Source organism: Bacillus sp. TH19, assembly GCF_016651075.1.
GTDB lineage: Bacteria > Bacillota > Bacilli > Bacillales > Bacillaceae_G > Bacillus_A > Bacillus_A mycoides.
Map to the genome: position 1 here is coordinate 671,887 of NZ_JAEKEO010000007.1, position 17,556 is coordinate 689,442.

Genomic DNA, 17,556 nt, shown 5'->3' on the forward strand with positions numbered 1-17,556 from the left:
TGCAGAGCGTCTTTTTTATGATTGTACTTCAACTTCTTTCAACTGGCACCGCTTATTAAAGAACGTTTTATACCCAAGCTGTAAGAAGATAATAACAGAGAAAGCTGTACTTCCAGAAATGCCAAGTATAATCGCAATTTGATATTGGATAGCTGTAAATGGTGATACACCGGATAAAATTTGTCCTGTCATCATGCCTGGAAGACTTATAATTCCCATTCCGACCATAGAATTGATCGTTGGTAAAATAGCAGAGTCAAAAGCGTCGCGTATGAGCGGCGCAGCGGCTTCTTTCGGTGTTGCGCCAAGCATAAGTGCGCCTTCAATATGGTCTCTTTGTGATTTCATACTGTTTAAAAAGGTGTTTGCCCCGAGGCAAATACCTGTCATAGCGTTACCGATTAGCATGCCGGCAATAGGAACGATATATTGCGGAGCATACCAAGGATCGTGTCCGATAATGACAAAGATAAATAGTAGAAGAGGGCCAAGTGATCCAGCAATCATGGAGAGGGCGGCTACTCGTTTTAATTCTTTTGACATTGGAATATTAACTCGTTTATAAATATTGAAAATCGCAAATGTAGTAATAGAAGTAATGAGAGCTATTGTATAAAACGGATTACTATTTTCAAATATGTATGTAAGAACATATGCAACTAGTACAAGCTGAATCGTCATACGTAATGTAGCAATTGTAATTTGTTTCTCACGCGGTATTCCTTTTAATTTCACAAGCCCGATTAAAATAAGGATGAAAATATATGCAGCTGCAAGTTGCCAAATTTGTAGTTCAATAACGCCCTTCAATTGATAGCACTTCCTTTCTAGTTGCACCGTTTGTTTTACTAATTTCAATAATATCGTCTGCGATTTCTTCTGGAAGTTGTTGCGAGTGCGTGATGAAGATAACTGTTTTTTTCTTTTCTCTTGCCAGTAGAGTGAATTGTTTCATAACGCGGCGTTCTGTGTCACCATCTAGTGCCGAAGTTGGTTCATCTAATAAATAGACGGGCGGATCCATTAGTATAATACGAGCGAAAGCAAGTCTTTGTTTTTCACCGCCTGATAAAGAAGAGGCGTTATCTTCTAATTTTTTATCTAGGCTAACAGTCGTTAATGCGCCTTGCAAGGCGTCGTCATTTGGAAATGGCTTTTCAGAAAATCTAAGTCCCATTAATAAATTATCTTTAATTGTTCCATCAAAAATAGGCGAAGTTTGTCCGAGCATGACAACTTCACGGCGTAATTGAATGGGAGGATAATCTAAAATAGATTTTCCGTTATATTCAATTGTGCCAGATGTTGGTGATTGTAAATCGTTTAACATGCGAAGTAATGTGCTTTTACCACTACCACTTTCACCGATAATACAAGTTGTTTTTTCTTTTTGAATCTGTAAATAAGGAATGTGTAGAATATCTTTATATGTGATGTCTTTTAATATAAACATAAATTGCTCCTTTCTGATTCTAGTTATATCGTATCAAAAAGAGAGAAAAATAGAAAAATAAAGTCTCTTTAGAAGGAACATCTTTTTTCTTTGTTTTAAAACTTTGCGCGTGGCAGGAAAAGTCACTGACCGATCCTATACATAGCCAGTCCCTCTCGACCATTTAAAAAAATGCTTTTTTGTCGGTTTTTCATAGAGTGACTGAGTAGTTACAAAAAATGAATAGAAAAAGGCTGTCTACTATGTAGGCAGCCTTTAAAGTATTAACCGTTATGATATTTGTACATCCAAAGAAGACCGGATTTTAATAATCTCGGTACACGTCCCATTAATGGTTGGTTTGCTAGTAAACCAAATCCGTGTTTTTTGCCGAGAGAACCGAGAACACCTTTTAATTTAATAACAGGCAGTTCATCAGGAAGGGGTTCATTATTCCAACGTTTTAATAATATTTGGACAATTTGTTCTCCTTGACCTTCAGCAAGTTGAGCAGATGGTGCGTGTGGAAGTGCTGCACAATCTCCTACGACATAAACGTGCTCATTATTTGGAATATTGTGATATTTAGTTAAAACAACCCGTCCACTACCATCTTGTTCTACTGGAAGGTTTCGAACAACTTCATTTGCTTGAATACCAGCTGTCCAGACGATTGCATCACATTCAAGTGGTTCATCATGGTTGTATACAATGTTTGGTTCCACTTTTGTAATGTTAGAGTTTCGTATAATGGTAACTTTATGTTTTACAAACCATTCTTCTACGTATCTACTTAATTTCTCTGGATATGGGAATAAAATTCTATCTTTTCGATCAAATAAATAGATTTTTAAATCTGAACGGCTTTCGCGAAGTTCACTTGCCACTTCAACGCCGCTTAAACCAGCCCCAACGACAGCTACTGTTGCATTTGGTTCTAAGCTATTTAATTGTCCATATGTCTTACGTGTTTGTTCAATTGATTGTAGGCTATGTGTATATTCCTTTGCCCCAGGAACGTTATGATATTTATCTTCACAGCCAAGCCCGATAATTAAATCATCATATTGAATCGTTTCACCGCCATCGAGATGAATGGCTTTCGTTTCGAGGTCAATATTTGTTACTGTTCCGTATTGAATATTGAGACGTGGGTGCTCAGGAAACGGTATGCGAATATGCGTTTCTGAAATTGTACCCGCAACTAATGCATAATATTCAGTTTTAAAGCAATGATATGGTACTTTGTCGATTAATGTCACTTGTACATCATCTGGAAGTTGGTTGCTTGGAAGTAGCCGCTGCAGAATTCTCATTCCACCGTAGCCACCACCTAGTAGTACGAGGTGTTTCATGATGGATTACCCCTTTTCTGTTGAAATATCCCCTAATCATACAATTTTATATTAATAAAATATTTTGACTTTACACAATCAAATTATATCGAATTTGTGAACAAATAACAATGCATGAATGAATACTCTGTTGTACAATAAGAAGAAAAGTAAAGTAAATGGTTTTCATTTTCTAGTTACTATTTATTATTTCATTATGAGTAGTATGTTATATAAAGAAGACTATCTATTATGAAGTGAAATAGTGAAGTAACCAAATAGTTCAGAATATATAACGAAAACAACAAGAAACAGCTTAGTTTCCTTCTTATAAATAAAGTGGAATGGTAACAAGTAGAGAGGGTTACTTATCCGTTTCGCAAATTAGGTATGCACATACCATATAAAGTAAATGGTAATTTGTTTAGAGATACAGGGGGGAGAGAGTTTTGATTAAACCATTAATCGAATTTTGTGTAGGTAACCTTGCAAGCGGTTCGCAAGCAGCTTTAGAAAAATTAGAAAAAGATCCTAATTTAGACGTAATGGAATATGGTTGTTTAGGATATTGTGGTATCTGTTTTGAAGGTCCATTTGCACTTGTAAATGGTGAAGTGGTACAAGGTGCAACAGTAGAAGAACTTGTAAATAATGTATATGATTATATGGATGAAAATCCAATGTTTTAAAGCGTTGCAAACAGGCGACGTTTTTCTTTTTTCATTTATCCCGCTATTTGTGGGCAGTAAGACTCCCACCTCAAAATTCAGCTGAAGCAAAGAAGTTAGGTTGAAGCCCTGTTGCCCGTCCCACACTGATTAAAGTTTCACTTTATTAGGAGTGTTTATTTCGAAAAAAAAGCCCTTTTAGAAGGGCTTTTTTCTTACACGATTTGTGTAAGAACGGCTTATTGCCAAAACACTGTCAAATATGAGAAACGGGGGACATTCATATTGTGTTCTAAAAGCATGCATTTTATACTTGAAATAATAAAATATTTTTGGAGTGAATAAAAATGAGCCAATTTTCTTTTACAAAAATGCATGGTCTTGGAAATAGTTATATATATGTAAATATGTTTGAGGAACAAATTAGAGAAGAAGATTTAGCAATTGTAGCGGAAAAGGTTTCAAATATTAATACCGGTATTGGTGCAGATGGAATGATTTTAATTTGTCCTTCTGACGTGGCACCAGTAAAAATGCGCATGTTTAATAACGATGGTTCAGAAGGAAAGAGCTGTGGAAATGGTTTACGCTGCGTAGCGAAATATGCGTATGAGCATAAACTAGTAGAAGGTAAAGTTTTCACAATTGAAACGTTAGCTGGTATTGTTACGGCAGAAGTAACGGTAGAAGATGACAAAGTTACATTAGCGAAAATCGACATGGGAGCACCTCGTTTAACACGTGAAGAGATACCGATGCTTGGTGAAGGAGAAACACCATTTATTCGTGAAAACTTCTTATACAATAATCACCGTTATGCATTTACAGCTGTTTCAATGGGGAATCCACATGCGGTTATTTTTGTTGATGATGTAGAAAAAGCGCCTCTTACAACGTTAGGACCGGTTCTTGAGACGCATGAAATGTTCCCAGAGCGAGTGAATGTTGAATTCATCGAGATTTTGAATGATGAAGAGATGAATTTCCGCGTTTGGGAACGAGGGTCTGGTGTAACACAAGCTTGCGGGACAGGAGCATGCGCAGCTGTCGTTGCGGCAATTTTAAATGGGAAAATGGAACACGGTAAAGAAATTACGGTTCACTTAGCAGGCGGCGACTTAATGATCGCATGGACAGAAGAAGGAAATGTATTAATGAAAGGACCTGCGGAAATAATTTGCCGCGGAGTGTATGAGTACAAGATAGAAGCGTAAAGATGTATAATAGAATGAGAACAGAAAGGATGGTGTATTTCATGATTGAAGTAACAGAACAAGCAGCTTTTCAAATTAAAGATATGTTAAAAGATGCTGAAGATGGAGAGAAGTACGTGCGCCTTGCTGTACATGGCGGCGGATGTAGTGGTCTTTCTTACGGCTTAGGATTTGAAGTAGAACCAAAAGAAGACGACACAGTTCTTGAGTTTTTCGGTGTTGAATTTGTTATCGATAAAGAAAGTGCTCCGATTGTAAAGGGAGTGAAAGTTGACTATAAGCAATCTATGCTTGGCGGCGGATTCACAATCGACAATCCGAACGCGATCGCATCATGTGGATGCGGATCATCTTTCCGTACAGCGTCGAATGCTGGTAAGCCAGAAGATTGCTAAGTTTTTTCATCCCTTTATTCTAAGTGGAAATTGAATGGGTAGGTTGCATATAAAGACCTTCTTAGCGATGAAACCAAATCGTTAGGAAGGTCTTTTCTTTTGCGCTAAAAAGAAAAAGAGCATGACAAAGATAACGAATATATGCAAGAAGAAGGCTAAAGAGGATGCATGAAGGTGCAGGCTATATCGAATTGTATAGAACTGACTCGTTCCATATTAATTAAAATACGCTGATTACTAGAAATTAAAAACTACCGGAGGAATTACAATGAAGTCATTTAAGAAAGTACTGGTATTAGGGATGACGTTGGTTACAGCATCAATATTTGGAGCTTGTTCTAACGATACCGACGTGTTAACAAAAGCGGGAGCAAAGCAACAAGTGAAATCGGAAGCGGAAGTACTAAAAGAACAGAAGGAAACCCCTATGACTACGAGCGAACGTGACAGCATTAAATATGAGGACGCTACATCGTCACAGAAGCGTTATATTTCTCGTGACGAAGCCGAAAAGATTGAGGAAGGCATGACATATACGGATATCCTTAACGAGATTGACTACGGTGGTGAGAACATAAAAAATTATAATAACAAGGAAAAACGCGTGTTTTATACTGAAAAGGATACGGATGGTACATATGAAATTATGGTTGAATTAAATACATATGGTTACGTTGTTAATATTGAACGCACTGCTATAAAGGATGCGGATAAAGAGAGTCAGGTATCTACGAAAAGCAGTGAAGAGCCTGTAAAGGAATATGAAGAAAAAAACGACCGCGTACCGTGGTATAAAGATGTAAATAACGATTCGGCGGAAGTAGACTATAATCACTATTTGAAAATCAAAAAAGGTATGCCTGCGAATCAAGTAAAAGCTGCGATTGGACAGCCACATATGATTGAGAAATATAAATCGTATTCAGTATACGGCTATACCGGTTATGGCGGCGAAGGAACATTACGTGTAATATTCGAACCGAATGGAACTGTTACGCAGGTAGTAGAAGATGGATTACAACGATAATAAATTAATTACGGGAACAATTGCAGTAAAGTTGTCGGTGGCTTTATAAAGTCTTGGAGAGAGAACCGTGAGTAATCGGAGAGGACAATGATGAACGAAGATAAGATAACGATAATTATGCTAGCAGTATGAACGATAGCTTTAGTATTTGTTGGGGTTTCATCCAAATTCAATAGCCTCATTGTGGACGCTATCGCAGTACTATTTTTGTTGATAGCTACTGCAGTAGGCGCAGCGGTTGTAACAGAACGTAGATTGCGCAAAAAGAATGGGAAGTAGCAGTTTTTTGTACGAGCGGGAGGGGACGCAAGATTGACGATATTTTTGAATTCGTAAGGAGATATGTGATTAAACCTATAATTAGATTTGTAAGTTACCTTGTAATTGATATCATAATAGAGTGCGTAATAGAAGGTGTAATAAGCGGTATAAGGAAATTACGTGATAAGATTCGTGACAAGTGGGAAAACTGGCGTGGAAGACGTTATTGACGTTAATAGATTGTCATGACTAGGCTAGATGAGTGCCGGTAAATAAACACTGATCAAAGTTTTACTTTATTATCTTACAAAAGTGTAATGTTTATGTCATGTTTTTGAATTTCTTCTTTAAAGCTTAGGCTTTAAGATAACAATATAAGAAAAACACATGAGGTGAAGGAATTGAAAAGACATATTGCACTTTTTAGTATTTTAGTTGTATTTGCAAGTTTATTAGTTGGTTGTGATTTAAACCGTATGGGTAAAGATGAGTACTACGTTCAAATTACAACTGATGGAATTGAGAAGAATGAAAAAGCTGATGGCGGTCAGCCGCATAAATCATTCGAGTATAAGTTACCTGCCTTTGATAAAGAAGGTAAAGAAAAAGAATTAGAATTTACAGCTGTGAAAAATCTTCGCAAGGAAGCATTCTTACGTGTATTCCATTCAGATAAGAAAGGCGTAACAGCTTGGGAAGAAGTGAAAAAGGATGAACTTCCTGCGAAAGTGAAAGAAAAATTAGGTGTGAAATAAGACAGAAAAAAGGAATTGACGAACAGGGTCAATTCCTTTTTTTGTTTTCAAATTCTTCTTCAGAAATTACTGTAAATCCATGTCTCCGGAATAGCGCTGTTGTCACTCCATAACCAGTTTGCTTATTTCCATTAAATTCTCCAGTGTAAATAGTAGAACTACCACAAGATGGACTACGTTCTTTTAAAATAATACATTCTGGATGTAAATCTTTAATTTGTTCTAGAGCTTTATAAGCACCGCTCACGAAAGCCTCTGTAACATCTTCTCCAGCTTTTGTCATTACTTTCGCTTTTCCGTCCAAAACGTCATCGCCATTCCCACCAATAATTTCAGCTGAAGGACGAGGCGTTGGTAATCCTCCTAATACTTCAGGACAAACGAGGATGGTGTCTTCCCTTTGTAATAACTCTTCTATTTGTGAAACGAGATTATCGTTACCGTCATAACGACAAGCGATACCACCTAAACAAGCGCTAATTACAATCATATTTTCATCTCCAATAAAAAATATTAAATATCACGCCAATTTCTCTTCCTATTTCTTACCTATAAGTGAGGTGATAAAAATGGGAAGCTTATATAATTTAATGAAACCATATAGTCAATTTCGAAGTAAAGAAGAGTTTAATACATATCAAAAACAAGTTTTGAAGTGCTATCGATTTCAATTGAATAAAACGGATGCTATCATTATTCATTTTTTAGGAAAGTATGCAGTGAATGAGAAACAGAAAACAGTGGGAGTTGCTTGTCCGTTAATGGAGACGATTGCTACGAATATTGGAAAGAGTATTCGTACGGTACGTCGCTCGATTGCAAAGTTAGAGGAACTAGGAATTATAAAACGTGTTGCGACAAAAGAAAGATATAAGCGCGGGGGATATAGTGCAAACTTATATGTATTTCTTAAATCTGCAATTGACCGCATGGATGACCGTATGAAAATGTCCGCATGTGAAAGTGATGATCGTACAGATGGCTGTAGTGGAAACGAGCAAAAAAATGAGGGGGAAACAATTCTTTCTAAAAACATTCCACAAATAAAAGATAAAAGAAAAGTAACGTACGAGCTTGATGAAACGTATTGTCGTCACGATATACCGAAGCCTTTTATATATGCACTGGTGCCGATGACGAGTAATCCGAAGAAGATTAATATATTTTGGAGTAAGGTGGAACTTGCTTATAAAAAGAGCGGATTACTAGAGCAAGGTGCTTTATTAGAGGGGATATTAGCTGATGAAGAAGCGTATGGAAATTTAATTTGGCGGGTGAAAAGTGTTGTGAGAGCGTATAAGTACGGAGAAATTCTTAAAGATGTTGGAGCATTATTGTATAGTACGATGCGAGATTTATTTTTAGAAATTGGATTAGAGTGGGGAGCGGCATTAAGGAGAAGTAAGGGAATACCGTTATTCGATCCATTTAAAAAAGAGCCATGCGTATAATACATGACTCCAAGTAGCTAATCGAACTTTCTTACAACTGGAACACGAAGTGCTACAAATAGTACAAAGACGATAACAGCGATTGCACCGCTTTTCATAACCGTTACAATTGGAATGCCTATCCCAAGTGCAAGCGATGTAAATGCGTAAGAGAGCGGAATGAATCCCATCGATGAAAGCATGAGTAAACTCATAACGCGTCCCATCATCTCTTCTTTTACTGTTGATTGAATCATTGCCATAAGTGGAACGATAGCCATCGCAATTGTAATACCGTAAAACATTCCAGCTAATAACGCTTGCCAAAGTACGGTGCTAAAGTTGATGGCTAGGAAGAATACACCAGACAGTAGCATCATGATAATACAAAATAGACCACGTCTGCGGTTAATGTTTTTTAATCCGACAATGACAGCTCCTATCGCCATCCCGCCGCCAACAGACGCTTCTAAGTAACTAAACTGAAGTGAATCACCGTGCAGAACGTTTTTGACGAAGAGCGGGAAGCCTACTTGCATTGGGCCGATTAAAAATAAATTTAAAAAGGCGCTACATATAAGGAAAGTTGAAAGAAATGGTGATTCTTTTACATATGAAATTCCCTCTTTAATAGAAGTAAACATGCCTTTATCTGTTTCATTTTTTTCGGGTACTGTAAATTGTATTTTTTGAACGAGTATCGCTGCGATAATGAGTAGCAGGATTGTAATTGAAAAGATTGTTTCATAGTTCGTAAATTTAATGAGAATACCGCCAAGTACAGGGCCCAAGATGACCGATCCTTGGTTTGTCATTTGAGTAAGTGAATTTGCTTGTGTTAAACGGCTTTTTTCTACAAGTTCAGGCAGAATAGATCCATCTGCTGACCAGAAGAAAGCGTCAGCAAGTCCGAAGAACAAAGCGAACAAAGCAAATGTATATAGTGTTACATCACCGACGATGAACCAGGTGAGAATGGTTGCGACAAGAATAGCGCGAATAATATTAGAGTAAAACATAATATTTTTTTTCGGGAATTTATCAGCTAATGCTCCGCCGATAATCATAAAGATGAGCCTTGGAACACTAAGAGCCACGAAAACAATACCGAGTGAAGCCTCAAGGTTTAATGTTTTTGCTATGTACCATGTTTGTGAAAAAGTAAAAAAGGCTAAAGCAAAACTTGAAAAGAGAGTAGCTGCCCAAAGAAAAAGGAAATTCGTATTTTTTAATAACGGTTTTCCGCTTCCTTCTAAAGCAGATTTATTTTGTTGTAGTTCCTCCATATTGCTTCCTTTCTATGTACCAAATTTAGACTGAAAAACCTATTAACAATCGTTTTATACAGTTTCTAATATTTCTATACTGCACTTTCTCATTGTAGACAATAATAATGAATTTGCACAGTGGCTATTTAACGACAAAAAAGAAGATACCAAAGGGTATCTTCTTTTTTGTCATTCACGCTAAAGCAATATAAATATCCACTTGTACGTTATTTGGATCTACTGCATTTTCGTCATAAAGCTCAAAGTCTGTTGTAAAAGCACGTTTGTTTTCTTTCGACCATTGCCAAATATATTCCCAAGTTTCACAAATGACTTCAGACACAGGACCTTTTCTCGTTGTAAATACCGCATACGTTGCGGCAGGTATTGTTAAGGCTGCCATATTTTCAGGAACGTTTTCTAATGAAGAAACAGGCATGCCAATAGTAAATTGATATGTACCAGTTTCATCTGATTCGTAGTTTGAGTAGAAAGCGAATGTTTCTTTTGTTTGTTGATTTGGGATGTGATGCATGATTTGTTCTTGGAAGTATTGGTTCCAAAGCCCTGGGATTTTTCCTTCAGTAGATGCCTCTTTTTCATTTGTCGTCGTAATAGAAACGCCGATTGCTTGGAAAGCTTCTTTCTTAATGATAATAGGTTCTTTCATTATAAAATTCCCCTCCATTGAATGAAACGTACGTTCTGTTTTATTGTAACATATTTTAGGAGTATGTGGTATTTTTTTCTAAGGTACATAGCTGTGAAGAAAGAGAGGTAATTTGGATTAGGGATCTTTATAACAAAAGAACTCCTTTCATGTAAAAGGAGCTCTTTTCATTTCTATATTAAAACATGCTTGAGCTATGCATTGGTTGAAGTTTTGCGTTTGGATCGAAGTAAGCTTTGGCATTGTTTACTGCTGTCGGTGCTTCACCAAAGCCGCAAGCAATGAGTTTTACTTTTCCTTCATATGTACAAATGTCACCAGCAGCGTAAATGCCAGGAATATTTGTTTCCATTTTTGAGTTCACGAGGATGCTGTTCTTTTGAATATCTAAGCCCCAATTTTTAATTGGACCAAGTGAAGAAACGAAGCCGTAGTTTACGATTACGTCATCAACATCGATGATAATTTTTTCTTCTGTTTTTACGTGCTGAAGAACAACTTGTTCAATAGTATCATCACCGATAAGTTCAACTGGAACGTAAGGTGTGCTTACTTCTGCACGGGAATTCATTAAGCTTTCTACGCTATGTTCATGTGCACGGAATTTATCGCGGCGATGAGCAATTGTAACTTTGTCCGCAATCGGTTCTAACATCATTGTCCAATCTACTGCTGAGTCACCACCGCCGAATACAACGACGCGTCTTCCAGCAAATTTATTCATATCATCAACGAAATAATGTAAGTTTTTCTTTTCATATTTTGCTGTGCCTTCTAATTCTAAGCGGCGTGGCTGGAACGCACCATTACCAGCAGTAATAATGACAGATTTAGAGTAGTGAGTTTGTTTATTTGTAACAAGCTTAAATATACCGTCAGCTTGTTTTTCAAGAGTATCAACAGCTTCTTCTAAGCAAACGGTTGGATCGAACTTTTTCATTTGTTCTTTTAAGTTATCAACTAACTCTTGTGCGCGCACTTTTGGGAATCCAGCTACATCATAAATATATTTTTCGGGATATAGCGCGGATAATTGCCCTCCAAGTTGAGGTAAGCTTTCGATAATTTTTACACTTGCTTGTCTCATTCCGCCATAAAATGCGGTGAATAGTCCTGTTGGGCCACCACCAATAATCGTTATGTCGTAAACTTTTTGATTTTCTGTCATTTTCATTCCCCCTATAGATGATGGAATTTTAATATTGATTTCATATATTGTTCATATGTACATGAAAATCCTGCAAATGATGACACTTTCAAATAAATGATAGCATATTTCAGTTAATAATACTTCTGAAAACGACTGAATAATAAGTAAGTTTGCGCATAGATGTTTTAGAATTGTATAAAATATAGCGAAAGGAAAATACATGAAAAAAAGGCTGAAAAACCCTTGAAAACGCTATGTTATTTTAAAATATTGATAATTCTCTAGGTGCTTGAATTATGGAATGAAACCGACTAATATAGGGAAGTATTATGTTAAATTTCTATGACAAATTTCGTACGATTTTTTGACTGCGTTTTGTTATGATATAGAATGTGATAAATTCCACATTCTTGACAAATAGAGTTTTTAGTACTTGGTATTATTTTTTATTACTATTATATAAAGAAAAGGGTTGTGATTTAGTGAAGACTCCAAAAATCGTAGTTTTAGGTGCAGGTTATGGCGGGATGATTACGACTGTTCGTCTGCAAAAAACATTATCTGTAAGTGAAGCTGAAATTACGTTAGTAAACAACAACAGCTATCACTACCAAGCAACTTGGTTACATGAGAGTGCAGCTGGTACATTACAAGATGATAAAATCTGTCTAGATATTCAAGACGTTATCGATACAAATAAAGTGAACTTTGTACAAGATACAGTAGTAGAGATTAAAGCTGCTGAAAAACGTATTATCTTAAAAGATGGTGAATTAGAGTATGATTACTTAGTAATCGGTCTTGGTTTCGAATCAGAAACGTTCGGAATTAAAGGATTAAAAGAGCATGCATTCTCAATCACTAACATTAATGCAACTCGTCAAATTCGTGAGCATATGGAAGAAAAATTCGCTCAATATGCGACTGAAAAACGTGATGAGTTAGTAACAATCGTTGTTGGTGGCGCTGGATTTACGGGTATCGAGTACGTAGGTGAGCTTGCAAACCGTATTCCTGAACTTTGCAAAGAGTACGATGTTCCACGTGAAAAAGCACGTATCATCTGTGTAGAAGCTGCTCCAACAGCACTTCCTGGTTTCGATCCAGCATTAGTAGAGTACGCTGTAAAACAACTTGAGAAAAAAGGTGTAGAATTCCGCATCGGTACAGCAATTAAGGAAGCAACTGAAGAAGGTATTATCGTTGCCAACGGTGATGATGCTGAACTTCTTAAATCTGAAACTGTAGTTTGGGCTGCAGGTGTTCGTGGTAATGGTATTGTGGAAGAGTCTGGATTTGAAGCAATGCGCGGACGTATTAAAGTGGATGAGTACATGCACGCTCCAGGTCATGAAGATGTATTCATGGTTGGTGATGCAGCGTTAATCATCAACGAAGAGATTAACCGTCCATACCCACCAACAGCACAGATTGCAATTCAAGAAGGTTATAATATTGCACACAATTTAACTGTGTTAGTTCGCGGCAAAGGTGAAATGAAAAAGTTCGCATTTGATAATAAAGGATCTGTATGTTCATTAGGTCATGACGATGCAATGGGCGTTGTTATGGGTAAAAAGTTAACAGGTTGGAAAGCTTCATTCATGAAGAAAGTAATCGACAACCGTTACTTATTCTTACTAGGCGGACCTTTATTAGTTCTTAAAAAAGGTAAATTGAAGTTCTTTTAATATATAGTAGAAAAAGCAGAAACGGCTATGAGCTGTTTCTGCTTTTTTCGTATTGAAAATATAGTATAATATATAAAAAAAGAAAGAATATTCTGTTCGTTTTGATGGAGGAGGTTATATCATGGGGAAGCGAGGGAAAGTGTGGTTAGCTGTCAGTGGCTTAGTAGCTACAGAAGATGGGAGATGGCTATTCGTTAAGAAAAAATACGGTGGATTGAAAGGGCAATGGTCTTTACCTGCTGGTTTTGTTAATGAAGGCGAGACTGTTGATGAAGCTGTGAAACGTGAAATTTTGGAAGAGACAGGCATTGTTGCTCATGTAAAGGGGATTATTGGTATTCGCTCAGGTGTTATTCATAATGAAATTAGTGATAATATGATTATTTTTCTTCTAGAGCCAGAGGGAGAAGACGTTATCGTACAGGAGAAAGAATTGTCGGAAGTAGCTTTTTTACATCCAGAAAATATTGCAGATGATCAAAATACTTCTGTACTCATCAAATATTTATTAGAAGGAAGAGCAGAGTCGCATTTTGAAATGGACAAAACATTAAATCCAGGAGAGCAATTTGGTTATACGGCTTATCATGTGTTTACGGCGTATGCGAAGGAGAGGGAGAAGAAGTGAGTATACCGGTACTACTTATTTCAATGATGTTGTTCTTTATTTTATTTTTTGGAATTGGATTTTTACTCAACATGATTTTGCGAGCTACGTGGGTAATGGTTATTGTATATCCGATTATTTGTATGCTTATTATTAATAAAGCGAGTGTATGGGACTATTTTTCAAAGCCAAAAGAAACATTTTCTTCATTTGGGACAAGTGTATCGCATTTAGGACACGCAGATGTGTTTATTCTATCTACTGGATTAGTAGGTGCTGCTTTAGCAGGAATCATAATTAAAAAACTTCGGAAAAGTGGATATCAAATGTTTTAATCTCCAATCAATTTGGAGATTATTTTTTTGCATATTCCTTCATCGTATAGGGAATGATTAACGATGAAGGAGTGTGGAATATAAAAATGTTAAAACGATATTGTATTCGCATTATGATGACTTGTTTACTTGCATTCGCATTATGCGTAACATGGCAGGCTTTCACAGGAGTTTCTTTATTAGAGATTATAAAATCATATGAAGGAACAAGTGTAAAAGAAGTACATGCAGCAGAAATTGAGAAAAAAATTGCTCCGAGTAAAGAAGTGATAAATGCTTTAGAGCAGGCAAATGACTGGTCTAAATATCGTGTTATAGAAATGACTGCAACTGGTTATACATCAGGTATAGAGTCAACTGGAAAGAGGCCGGGGCATCCAGAGTATGGCATTACATATTCAGGTGTTAAAGCAAAAAGGGATTTATATTCCACAATCGCTGCCGATTTACGCGTATTCCCGCTTGGGACAATTCTATTCGTGCCAGGTTACGGATATGGTGTTGTAGCTGATAAGGGCGGTGCTATAAAAGGAAATCGTCTCGATTTATATTATGATACGGTGAAAGATGTTTATAGCCAATGGGGTAAGAAAAAAGTAAATGTGTATATAGTGAAAATAGGAAATGGCAAGTTTTCGGAAGAAGAGTTAACGATGTTAAATCAAGACGAAACGATGCAAGTGTTTCGTGGACAATATTTAAAACAAAGATAGTCTAGTGGTAATAACGCTAGACTTTTTTCTTGTCTTATTTCACCATAGAAGATATTGGAGATAGCATCTTTATCCTGCTATTTGCGGCCGGTAAAACCCCCACTGATTAAAGTTTCACTTTATATGAAATAACAGAATTTAGAATTGTCGCATTTTATCGAAAATAAAGTTATAATGGACGTAGAGAAATTTAGGGGGTCTGAACATGTTTCGAGTACAAAAAGAATTAGTAAGTCATGAAGTGGTAATTGTTGCCTTATTTGAAGAAGATAAAACGAGTAGCTTTGTACAAGAACTGGATAAAGCGTTTGAAGGACAATTACAAGTTTTATTAGAAGAAAAAGAACTTTCAACTAAGAAGAAAGCCATTTCAAAAGTACATAGCTTAGGAAAAACAAATGTTAAACGTTATTATTTTGTTGGTTTAGGTAAGAAAGAGTCATATACAACGGAAACGTTACGTGCTGCTCTTGGTAAGGCGTTTAAAGCGTTACAAGCAGCAAAAGTACAAGATGCAGCAATCTTGCTTGATTCTTTCGTAACAGAGAAATTAGATGCGATTGATGTAGCTCATATTGCAGCAGAAGTACAAGGTCTTGGTACATATGAGTTACAAACGTATAAATCAGATAAAAAGGATCGTGTGGAACTAGAGAAGTTCACGGCTATTACAGCGGAAGATGCACAAGAAATTGAAGCTGCATTAACAGTTGGCTACGTACATGGACGTGCAACAAATTCAGCTCGTACACTTGTAAATATGCCGCCAAACGTATTAACAGCGACAAAGCTTGCTGAGTATGCAGTTGAATTAGCAGAAAAATACGATATGGATTATAAGGTTCTTGAGAAAGAAGAGATGGAAGAGCTTGGTATGGGTGCATTACTTGCAGTAAACCAAGGATCTACTGAACCGCCAAAAATGATCGCTCTTATTTATAAAGGAAAAGAAGAGTGGAAAGATGTAATTGGATTTGTTGGAAAAGGGATTACATATGATACAGGCGGTTATTCTTTAAAACCACGTGAAGGCATGGTTGGTATGAAAGGTGATATGGGCGGAGCTGCAGCTGTTCTTGGCGCGATGGAGATCATCGGTGAACTTCGCCCAGAGCAAAATGTAATTGCTGTTATTCCATCAACTGACAACGTTGTAAGTGGTACAGCATTTAAGCCAGATGATGTTATTACATCTATGAGCGGAAAAACAATTGAAGTATTAAATACAGATGCAGAAGGTCGCCTAGCGTTAGCTGACGGTATTACGTATGCGAAGAAACTTGGCGCAAATTACTTAGTTGATGTTGCAACATTAACAGGCGGTGTAATTGTTGCACTTGGAAATCATACAACAGGCGCGATGACAAATAATGAAGAATTGTTTGAACAAGTGTTAGAGGCTTCTATGGAAACGGATGAGCCAATTTGGCAATTGCCGATTTTTGAACGTGATAAAGAACGTGTCAAAAACAGTAAATTTGCTGATTTAAATAACTCACCAGGCCGTGAAGGACATGCGGTTATGGCTGGGGCATTCCTTGGTGAATTTGCAGAAGAAACACCATGGGTACACTTAGACATCGCTGGAACATCTGAAACATCAGGAGCACATGATTTAGGACCATCTGGAGCAACAGGTGCAATGGTGCGTACACTTGCAACACTTGTTGAGCGTTTCGGAGAAGAATAATTTTTGAAGAAAAGGCTGTCTCAAATTTTTGGGATAGCCTTTTCTTATTGATATGGTATGACTATTGTCAGTTTTTGTCGGTAAGTCGATATATTTGGAGTTACGGTTAATATAATTTCATTTACTATTTTACCGTTCCAAAAAGTGCTACATAGTGAAAGATTCGTCCTATAAAGAAATCGTATATAACGTCCCACCTAAAGCGAATGAAGTACGCCCTGTTTCCTCAGAGACAACTAATATAAGTGCATCAATTTTCTCGGATAAGCCAATTGCAGCCCTATGACGTGTTCCTAGCTCAGGATTGATTTCCATGCTTTTTGTTAATGGAAGAATATTAGCTGCCGAGACAATATGATTATTTTTAATGAGAACGGCTCCGTCATGAAGAGGGTTCCCTGGATAAAAAATCGATTCAAGTAGTGGCGCGGTTAAGTGTGCGTTTAATGTCGTTCCAGTTTGAATGAAAGAATCAAGAGCGTCACTTCGTTCCACAATAATAAGAGCACCGTGTTTTCGAACGCTTAAATGTTGGACAGCTGTAGTGATGAAATGTGAACTTTCCGTATAAGGTGATAAATATGCTTGAATATAATATGTAGCTGCTAACGTCTGTACATTTGTTAACATATGATGAATATCTTCCATTTTACATAAAATACATTCATCTTCTTTATCGATTGCATGCTTCATGTTTGATAATTCTTTTTCAGCAATTTCAATCATCTGCTTTGTTTTTATTTTGAGCTCTTCTGACAAGCCCCATTCTTGCATAATCCTCATTCCCTTTGGTGGAGTATTTAACCATAGTGTATACAAATATTTATAGTAAAATCCTGCTAGATTTTAAAAAATATTGAGATTCAGGTTGTTTTTTTCATATAATGAAGGTACGACAGGCGAGAGGAGATGGAAG

General features: G+C 36.8%; 20 protein-coding genes. 12 read left to right on the plus strand and 8 right to left on the minus strand.

What is annotated here, in order from left to right; all coding sequences use genetic code 11:
* Positions 1–15: 15 nt before the first annotated feature.
* The 3 genes from JFU54_RS07090 to JFU54_RS07100 all read right to left on the minus strand — a co-directional run bounded on the left by JFU54_RS07090 (position 16) and on the right by JFU54_RS07100 (position 2,787).
* A complete protein-coding gene (locus JFU54_RS07090) occupies positions 16–810 on the minus strand; it encodes an ABC transporter permease (protein ID WP_063218120.1) in 795 nt (264 codons plus the stop codon).
* Entirely contained in the window at positions 794–1,453 is a 660-nt protein-coding gene (locus JFU54_RS07095; protein WP_063218121.1) for an ABC transporter ATP-binding protein, read from the minus strand. The genes JFU54_RS07090 and JFU54_RS07095 overlap by 17 nt, the downstream gene beginning before the upstream one ends.
* A gap of 263 nt (positions 1,454–1,716) precedes the next feature.
* Positions 1,717–2,787, minus strand: a complete 1,071-nt coding sequence (locus JFU54_RS07100) for an NAD(P)/FAD-dependent oxidoreductase (RefSeq protein ID WP_201064068.1) — start codon at positions 2,785–2,787, stop codon at positions 1,717–1,719.
* 428 nt (positions 2,788–3,215) lie between these two features.
* Between JFU54_RS07100 and JFU54_RS07105 the strand changes: the two genes are divergently transcribed.
* From JFU54_RS07105 to JFU54_RS07125, 6 genes are all read left to right on the plus strand, one after another.
* Positions 3,216–3,455 carry a YuzB family protein gene (locus JFU54_RS07105; RefSeq protein ID WP_002015892.1) on the plus strand — a complete coding sequence of 80 codons (240 nt, stop codon included), beginning with the start codon at positions 3,216–3,218 and terminating at the stop codon, positions 3,453–3,455.
* A 326-nt stretch (positions 3,456–3,781) separates the two neighbouring features.
* Positions 3,782–4,648, plus strand: a complete 867-nt coding sequence (dapF, locus tag JFU54_RS07110; protein WP_002015893.1) for a diaminopimelate epimerase — start codon at positions 3,782–3,784, stop codon at positions 4,646–4,648.
* Between the two features lie 41 nt (positions 4,649–4,689).
* On the plus strand, positions 4,690–5,043 hold the full coding sequence (locus tag JFU54_RS07115) for a HesB/IscA family protein (protein ID WP_002034566.1): 354 nt from the start codon (positions 4,690–4,692) through the stop codon (positions 5,041–5,043).
* A 268-nt stretch (positions 5,044–5,311) separates the two neighbouring features.
* Positions 5,312–6,070: a hypothetical protein gene (locus tag JFU54_RS07120; RefSeq protein ID WP_201064069.1), complete on the plus strand. Its 759-nt coding sequence runs from the start codon at positions 5,312–5,314 to the stop codon at positions 6,068–6,070.
* 311 nt (positions 6,071–6,381) lie between these two features.
* Entirely contained in the window at positions 6,382–6,561 is a 180-nt protein-coding gene (locus tag JFU54_RS29695) for a hypothetical protein (RefSeq protein WP_307838307.1), read from the plus strand.
* Between the two features lie 162 nt (positions 6,562–6,723).
* Positions 6,724–7,086: a YxeA family protein gene (locus JFU54_RS07125; protein WP_080017232.1), complete on the plus strand. Its 363-nt coding sequence runs from the start codon at positions 6,724–6,726 to the stop codon at positions 7,084–7,086.
* Positions 7,087–7,114: 28 nt separating this feature from the next.
* On the opposite strand, the gene JFU54_RS07130 is transcribed toward JFU54_RS07125, so the two are convergent.
* A complete protein-coding gene (locus JFU54_RS07130; RefSeq protein ID WP_201064071.1) occupies positions 7,115–7,576 on the minus strand; it encodes a 2-thiouracil desulfurase family protein in 462 nt (153 codons plus the stop codon).
* A gap of 79 nt (positions 7,577–7,655) precedes the next feature.
* Here JFU54_RS07130 and JFU54_RS07135 point away from each other — a divergent pair, with 79 nt between their 5' ends.
* On the plus strand, positions 7,656–8,537 hold the full coding sequence (locus JFU54_RS07135) for a helix-turn-helix domain-containing protein (protein ID WP_201064073.1): 882 nt from the start codon (positions 7,656–7,658) through the stop codon (positions 8,535–8,537).
* A 17-nt stretch (positions 8,538–8,554) separates the two neighbouring features.
* Here the strand turns inward: JFU54_RS07135 and JFU54_RS07140 are convergent, their stop codons facing one another.
* The 3 genes from JFU54_RS07140 to JFU54_RS07150 form a co-directional block, all read right to left on the minus strand.
* Entirely contained in the window at positions 8,555–9,802 is a 1,248-nt protein-coding gene (locus JFU54_RS07140) for an MFS transporter (RefSeq protein ID WP_078185130.1), read from the minus strand.
* Between the two features lie 175 nt (positions 9,803–9,977).
* Positions 9,978–10,454: a GyrI-like domain-containing protein gene (locus JFU54_RS07145; protein ID WP_201064075.1), complete on the minus strand. Its 477-nt coding sequence runs from the start codon at positions 10,452–10,454 to the stop codon at positions 9,978–9,980.
* Between the two features lie 178 nt (positions 10,455–10,632).
* Positions 10,633–11,622: an NAD(P)/FAD-dependent oxidoreductase gene (locus JFU54_RS07150; RefSeq protein ID WP_012261913.1), complete on the minus strand. Its 990-nt coding sequence runs from the start codon at positions 11,620–11,622 to the stop codon at positions 10,633–10,635.
* Between the two features lie 464 nt (positions 11,623–12,086).
* Here JFU54_RS07150 and JFU54_RS07155 point away from each other — a divergent pair, with 464 nt between their 5' ends.
* The 5 genes from JFU54_RS07155 to pepA all read left to right on the plus strand — a co-directional run bounded on the left by JFU54_RS07155 (position 12,087) and on the right by pepA (position 16,640).
* A complete protein-coding gene (locus JFU54_RS07155) occupies positions 12,087–13,295 on the plus strand; it encodes an NAD(P)/FAD-dependent oxidoreductase (RefSeq protein WP_002067919.1) in 1,209 nt (402 codons plus the stop codon).
* A 121-nt stretch (positions 13,296–13,416) separates the two neighbouring features.
* Positions 13,417–13,923: an NUDIX hydrolase gene (locus JFU54_RS07160; RefSeq protein WP_002015875.1), complete on the plus strand. Its 507-nt coding sequence runs from the start codon at positions 13,417–13,419 to the stop codon at positions 13,921–13,923.
* A complete protein-coding gene (locus JFU54_RS07165) occupies positions 13,920–14,237 on the plus strand; it encodes a YuiB family protein (protein ID WP_002089308.1) in 318 nt (105 codons plus the stop codon). Before JFU54_RS07160 ends, JFU54_RS07165 begins: the two co-directional genes overlap by 4 nt.
* An 86-nt stretch (positions 14,238–14,323) precedes the next feature.
* Positions 14,324–14,950, plus strand: coding sequence for a 3D domain-containing protein (locus JFU54_RS07170; RefSeq protein WP_061690119.1), 627 nt, complete (start codon positions 14,324–14,326; stop codon positions 14,948–14,950).
* Positions 14,951–15,155: 205 nt separating this feature from the next.
* A complete protein-coding gene (pepA, locus tag JFU54_RS07175) occupies positions 15,156–16,640 on the plus strand; it encodes a cytosol aminopeptidase (RefSeq protein ID WP_063218129.1) in 1,485 nt (494 codons plus the stop codon).
* 168 nt (positions 16,641–16,808) lie between these two features.
* On the opposite strand, the gene cdaS is transcribed toward pepA, so the two are convergent.
* Positions 16,809–17,414, minus strand: a complete 606-nt coding sequence (gene cdaS, locus JFU54_RS07180; RefSeq protein ID WP_063218130.1) for a sporulation-specific diadenylate cyclase CdaS — start codon at positions 17,412–17,414, stop codon at positions 16,809–16,811.
* Positions 17,415–17,556: the final 142 nt, after the last annotated feature.

Bases quoted from the DNA above. Each gene is read 5' to 3' on its own strand.
- JFU54_RS07150 (WP_012261913.1), bottom strand. From the start codon at position 11,622: ATGACAGAAAATCAAAAAGTTTACGACATAACGATTATTGGTGGTGGC.
- JFU54_RS07130 (WP_201064071.1), bottom strand. From the start codon at position 7,576: ATGATTGTAATTAGCGCTTGTTTAGGTGGTATCGCTTGTCGTTATGAC.
- JFU54_RS07095 (WP_063218121.1), bottom strand. From the start codon at position 1,453: ATGTTTATATTAAAAGACATCACATATAAAGATATTCTACACATTCCT.
- JFU54_RS07170 (WP_061690119.1), top strand. From the start codon at position 14,324: ATGTTAAAACGATATTGTATTCGCATTATGATGACTTGTTTACTTGCA.
- JFU54_RS07120 (WP_201064069.1), top strand. From the start codon at position 5,312: ATGAAGTCATTTAAGAAAGTACTGGTATTAGGGATGACGTTGGTTACA.
- JFU54_RS07135 (WP_201064073.1), top strand. From the start codon at position 7,656: ATGGGAAGCTTATATAATTTAATGAAACCATATAGTCAATTTCGAAGT.
- JFU54_RS07100 (WP_201064068.1), bottom strand. From the start codon at position 2,787: ATGAAACACCTCGTACTACTAGGTGGTGGCTACGGTGGAATGAGAATT.
- dapF (WP_002015893.1), top strand. From the start codon at position 3,782: ATGAGCCAATTTTCTTTTACAAAAATGCATGGTCTTGGAAATAGTTAT.
- JFU54_RS07115 (WP_002034566.1), top strand. From the start codon at position 4,690: ATGATTGAAGTAACAGAACAAGCAGCTTTTCAAATTAAAGATATGTTA.
- pepA (WP_063218129.1), top strand. From the start codon at position 15,156: ATGTTTCGAGTACAAAAAGAATTAGTAAGTCATGAAGTGGTAATTGTT.
- cdaS (WP_063218130.1), bottom strand. From the start codon at position 17,414: ATGCAAGAATGGGGCTTGTCAGAAGAGCTCAAAATAAAAACAAAGCAG.
- JFU54_RS07140 (WP_078185130.1), bottom strand. From the start codon at position 9,802: ATGGAGGAACTACAACAAAATAAATCTGCTTTAGAAGGAAGCGGAAAA.
- JFU54_RS07145 (WP_201064075.1), bottom strand. From the start codon at position 10,454: ATGAAAGAACCTATTATCATTAAGAAAGAAGCTTTCCAAGCAATCGGC.
- JFU54_RS07160 (WP_002015875.1), top strand. From the start codon at position 13,417: ATGGGGAAGCGAGGGAAAGTGTGGTTAGCTGTCAGTGGCTTAGTAGCT.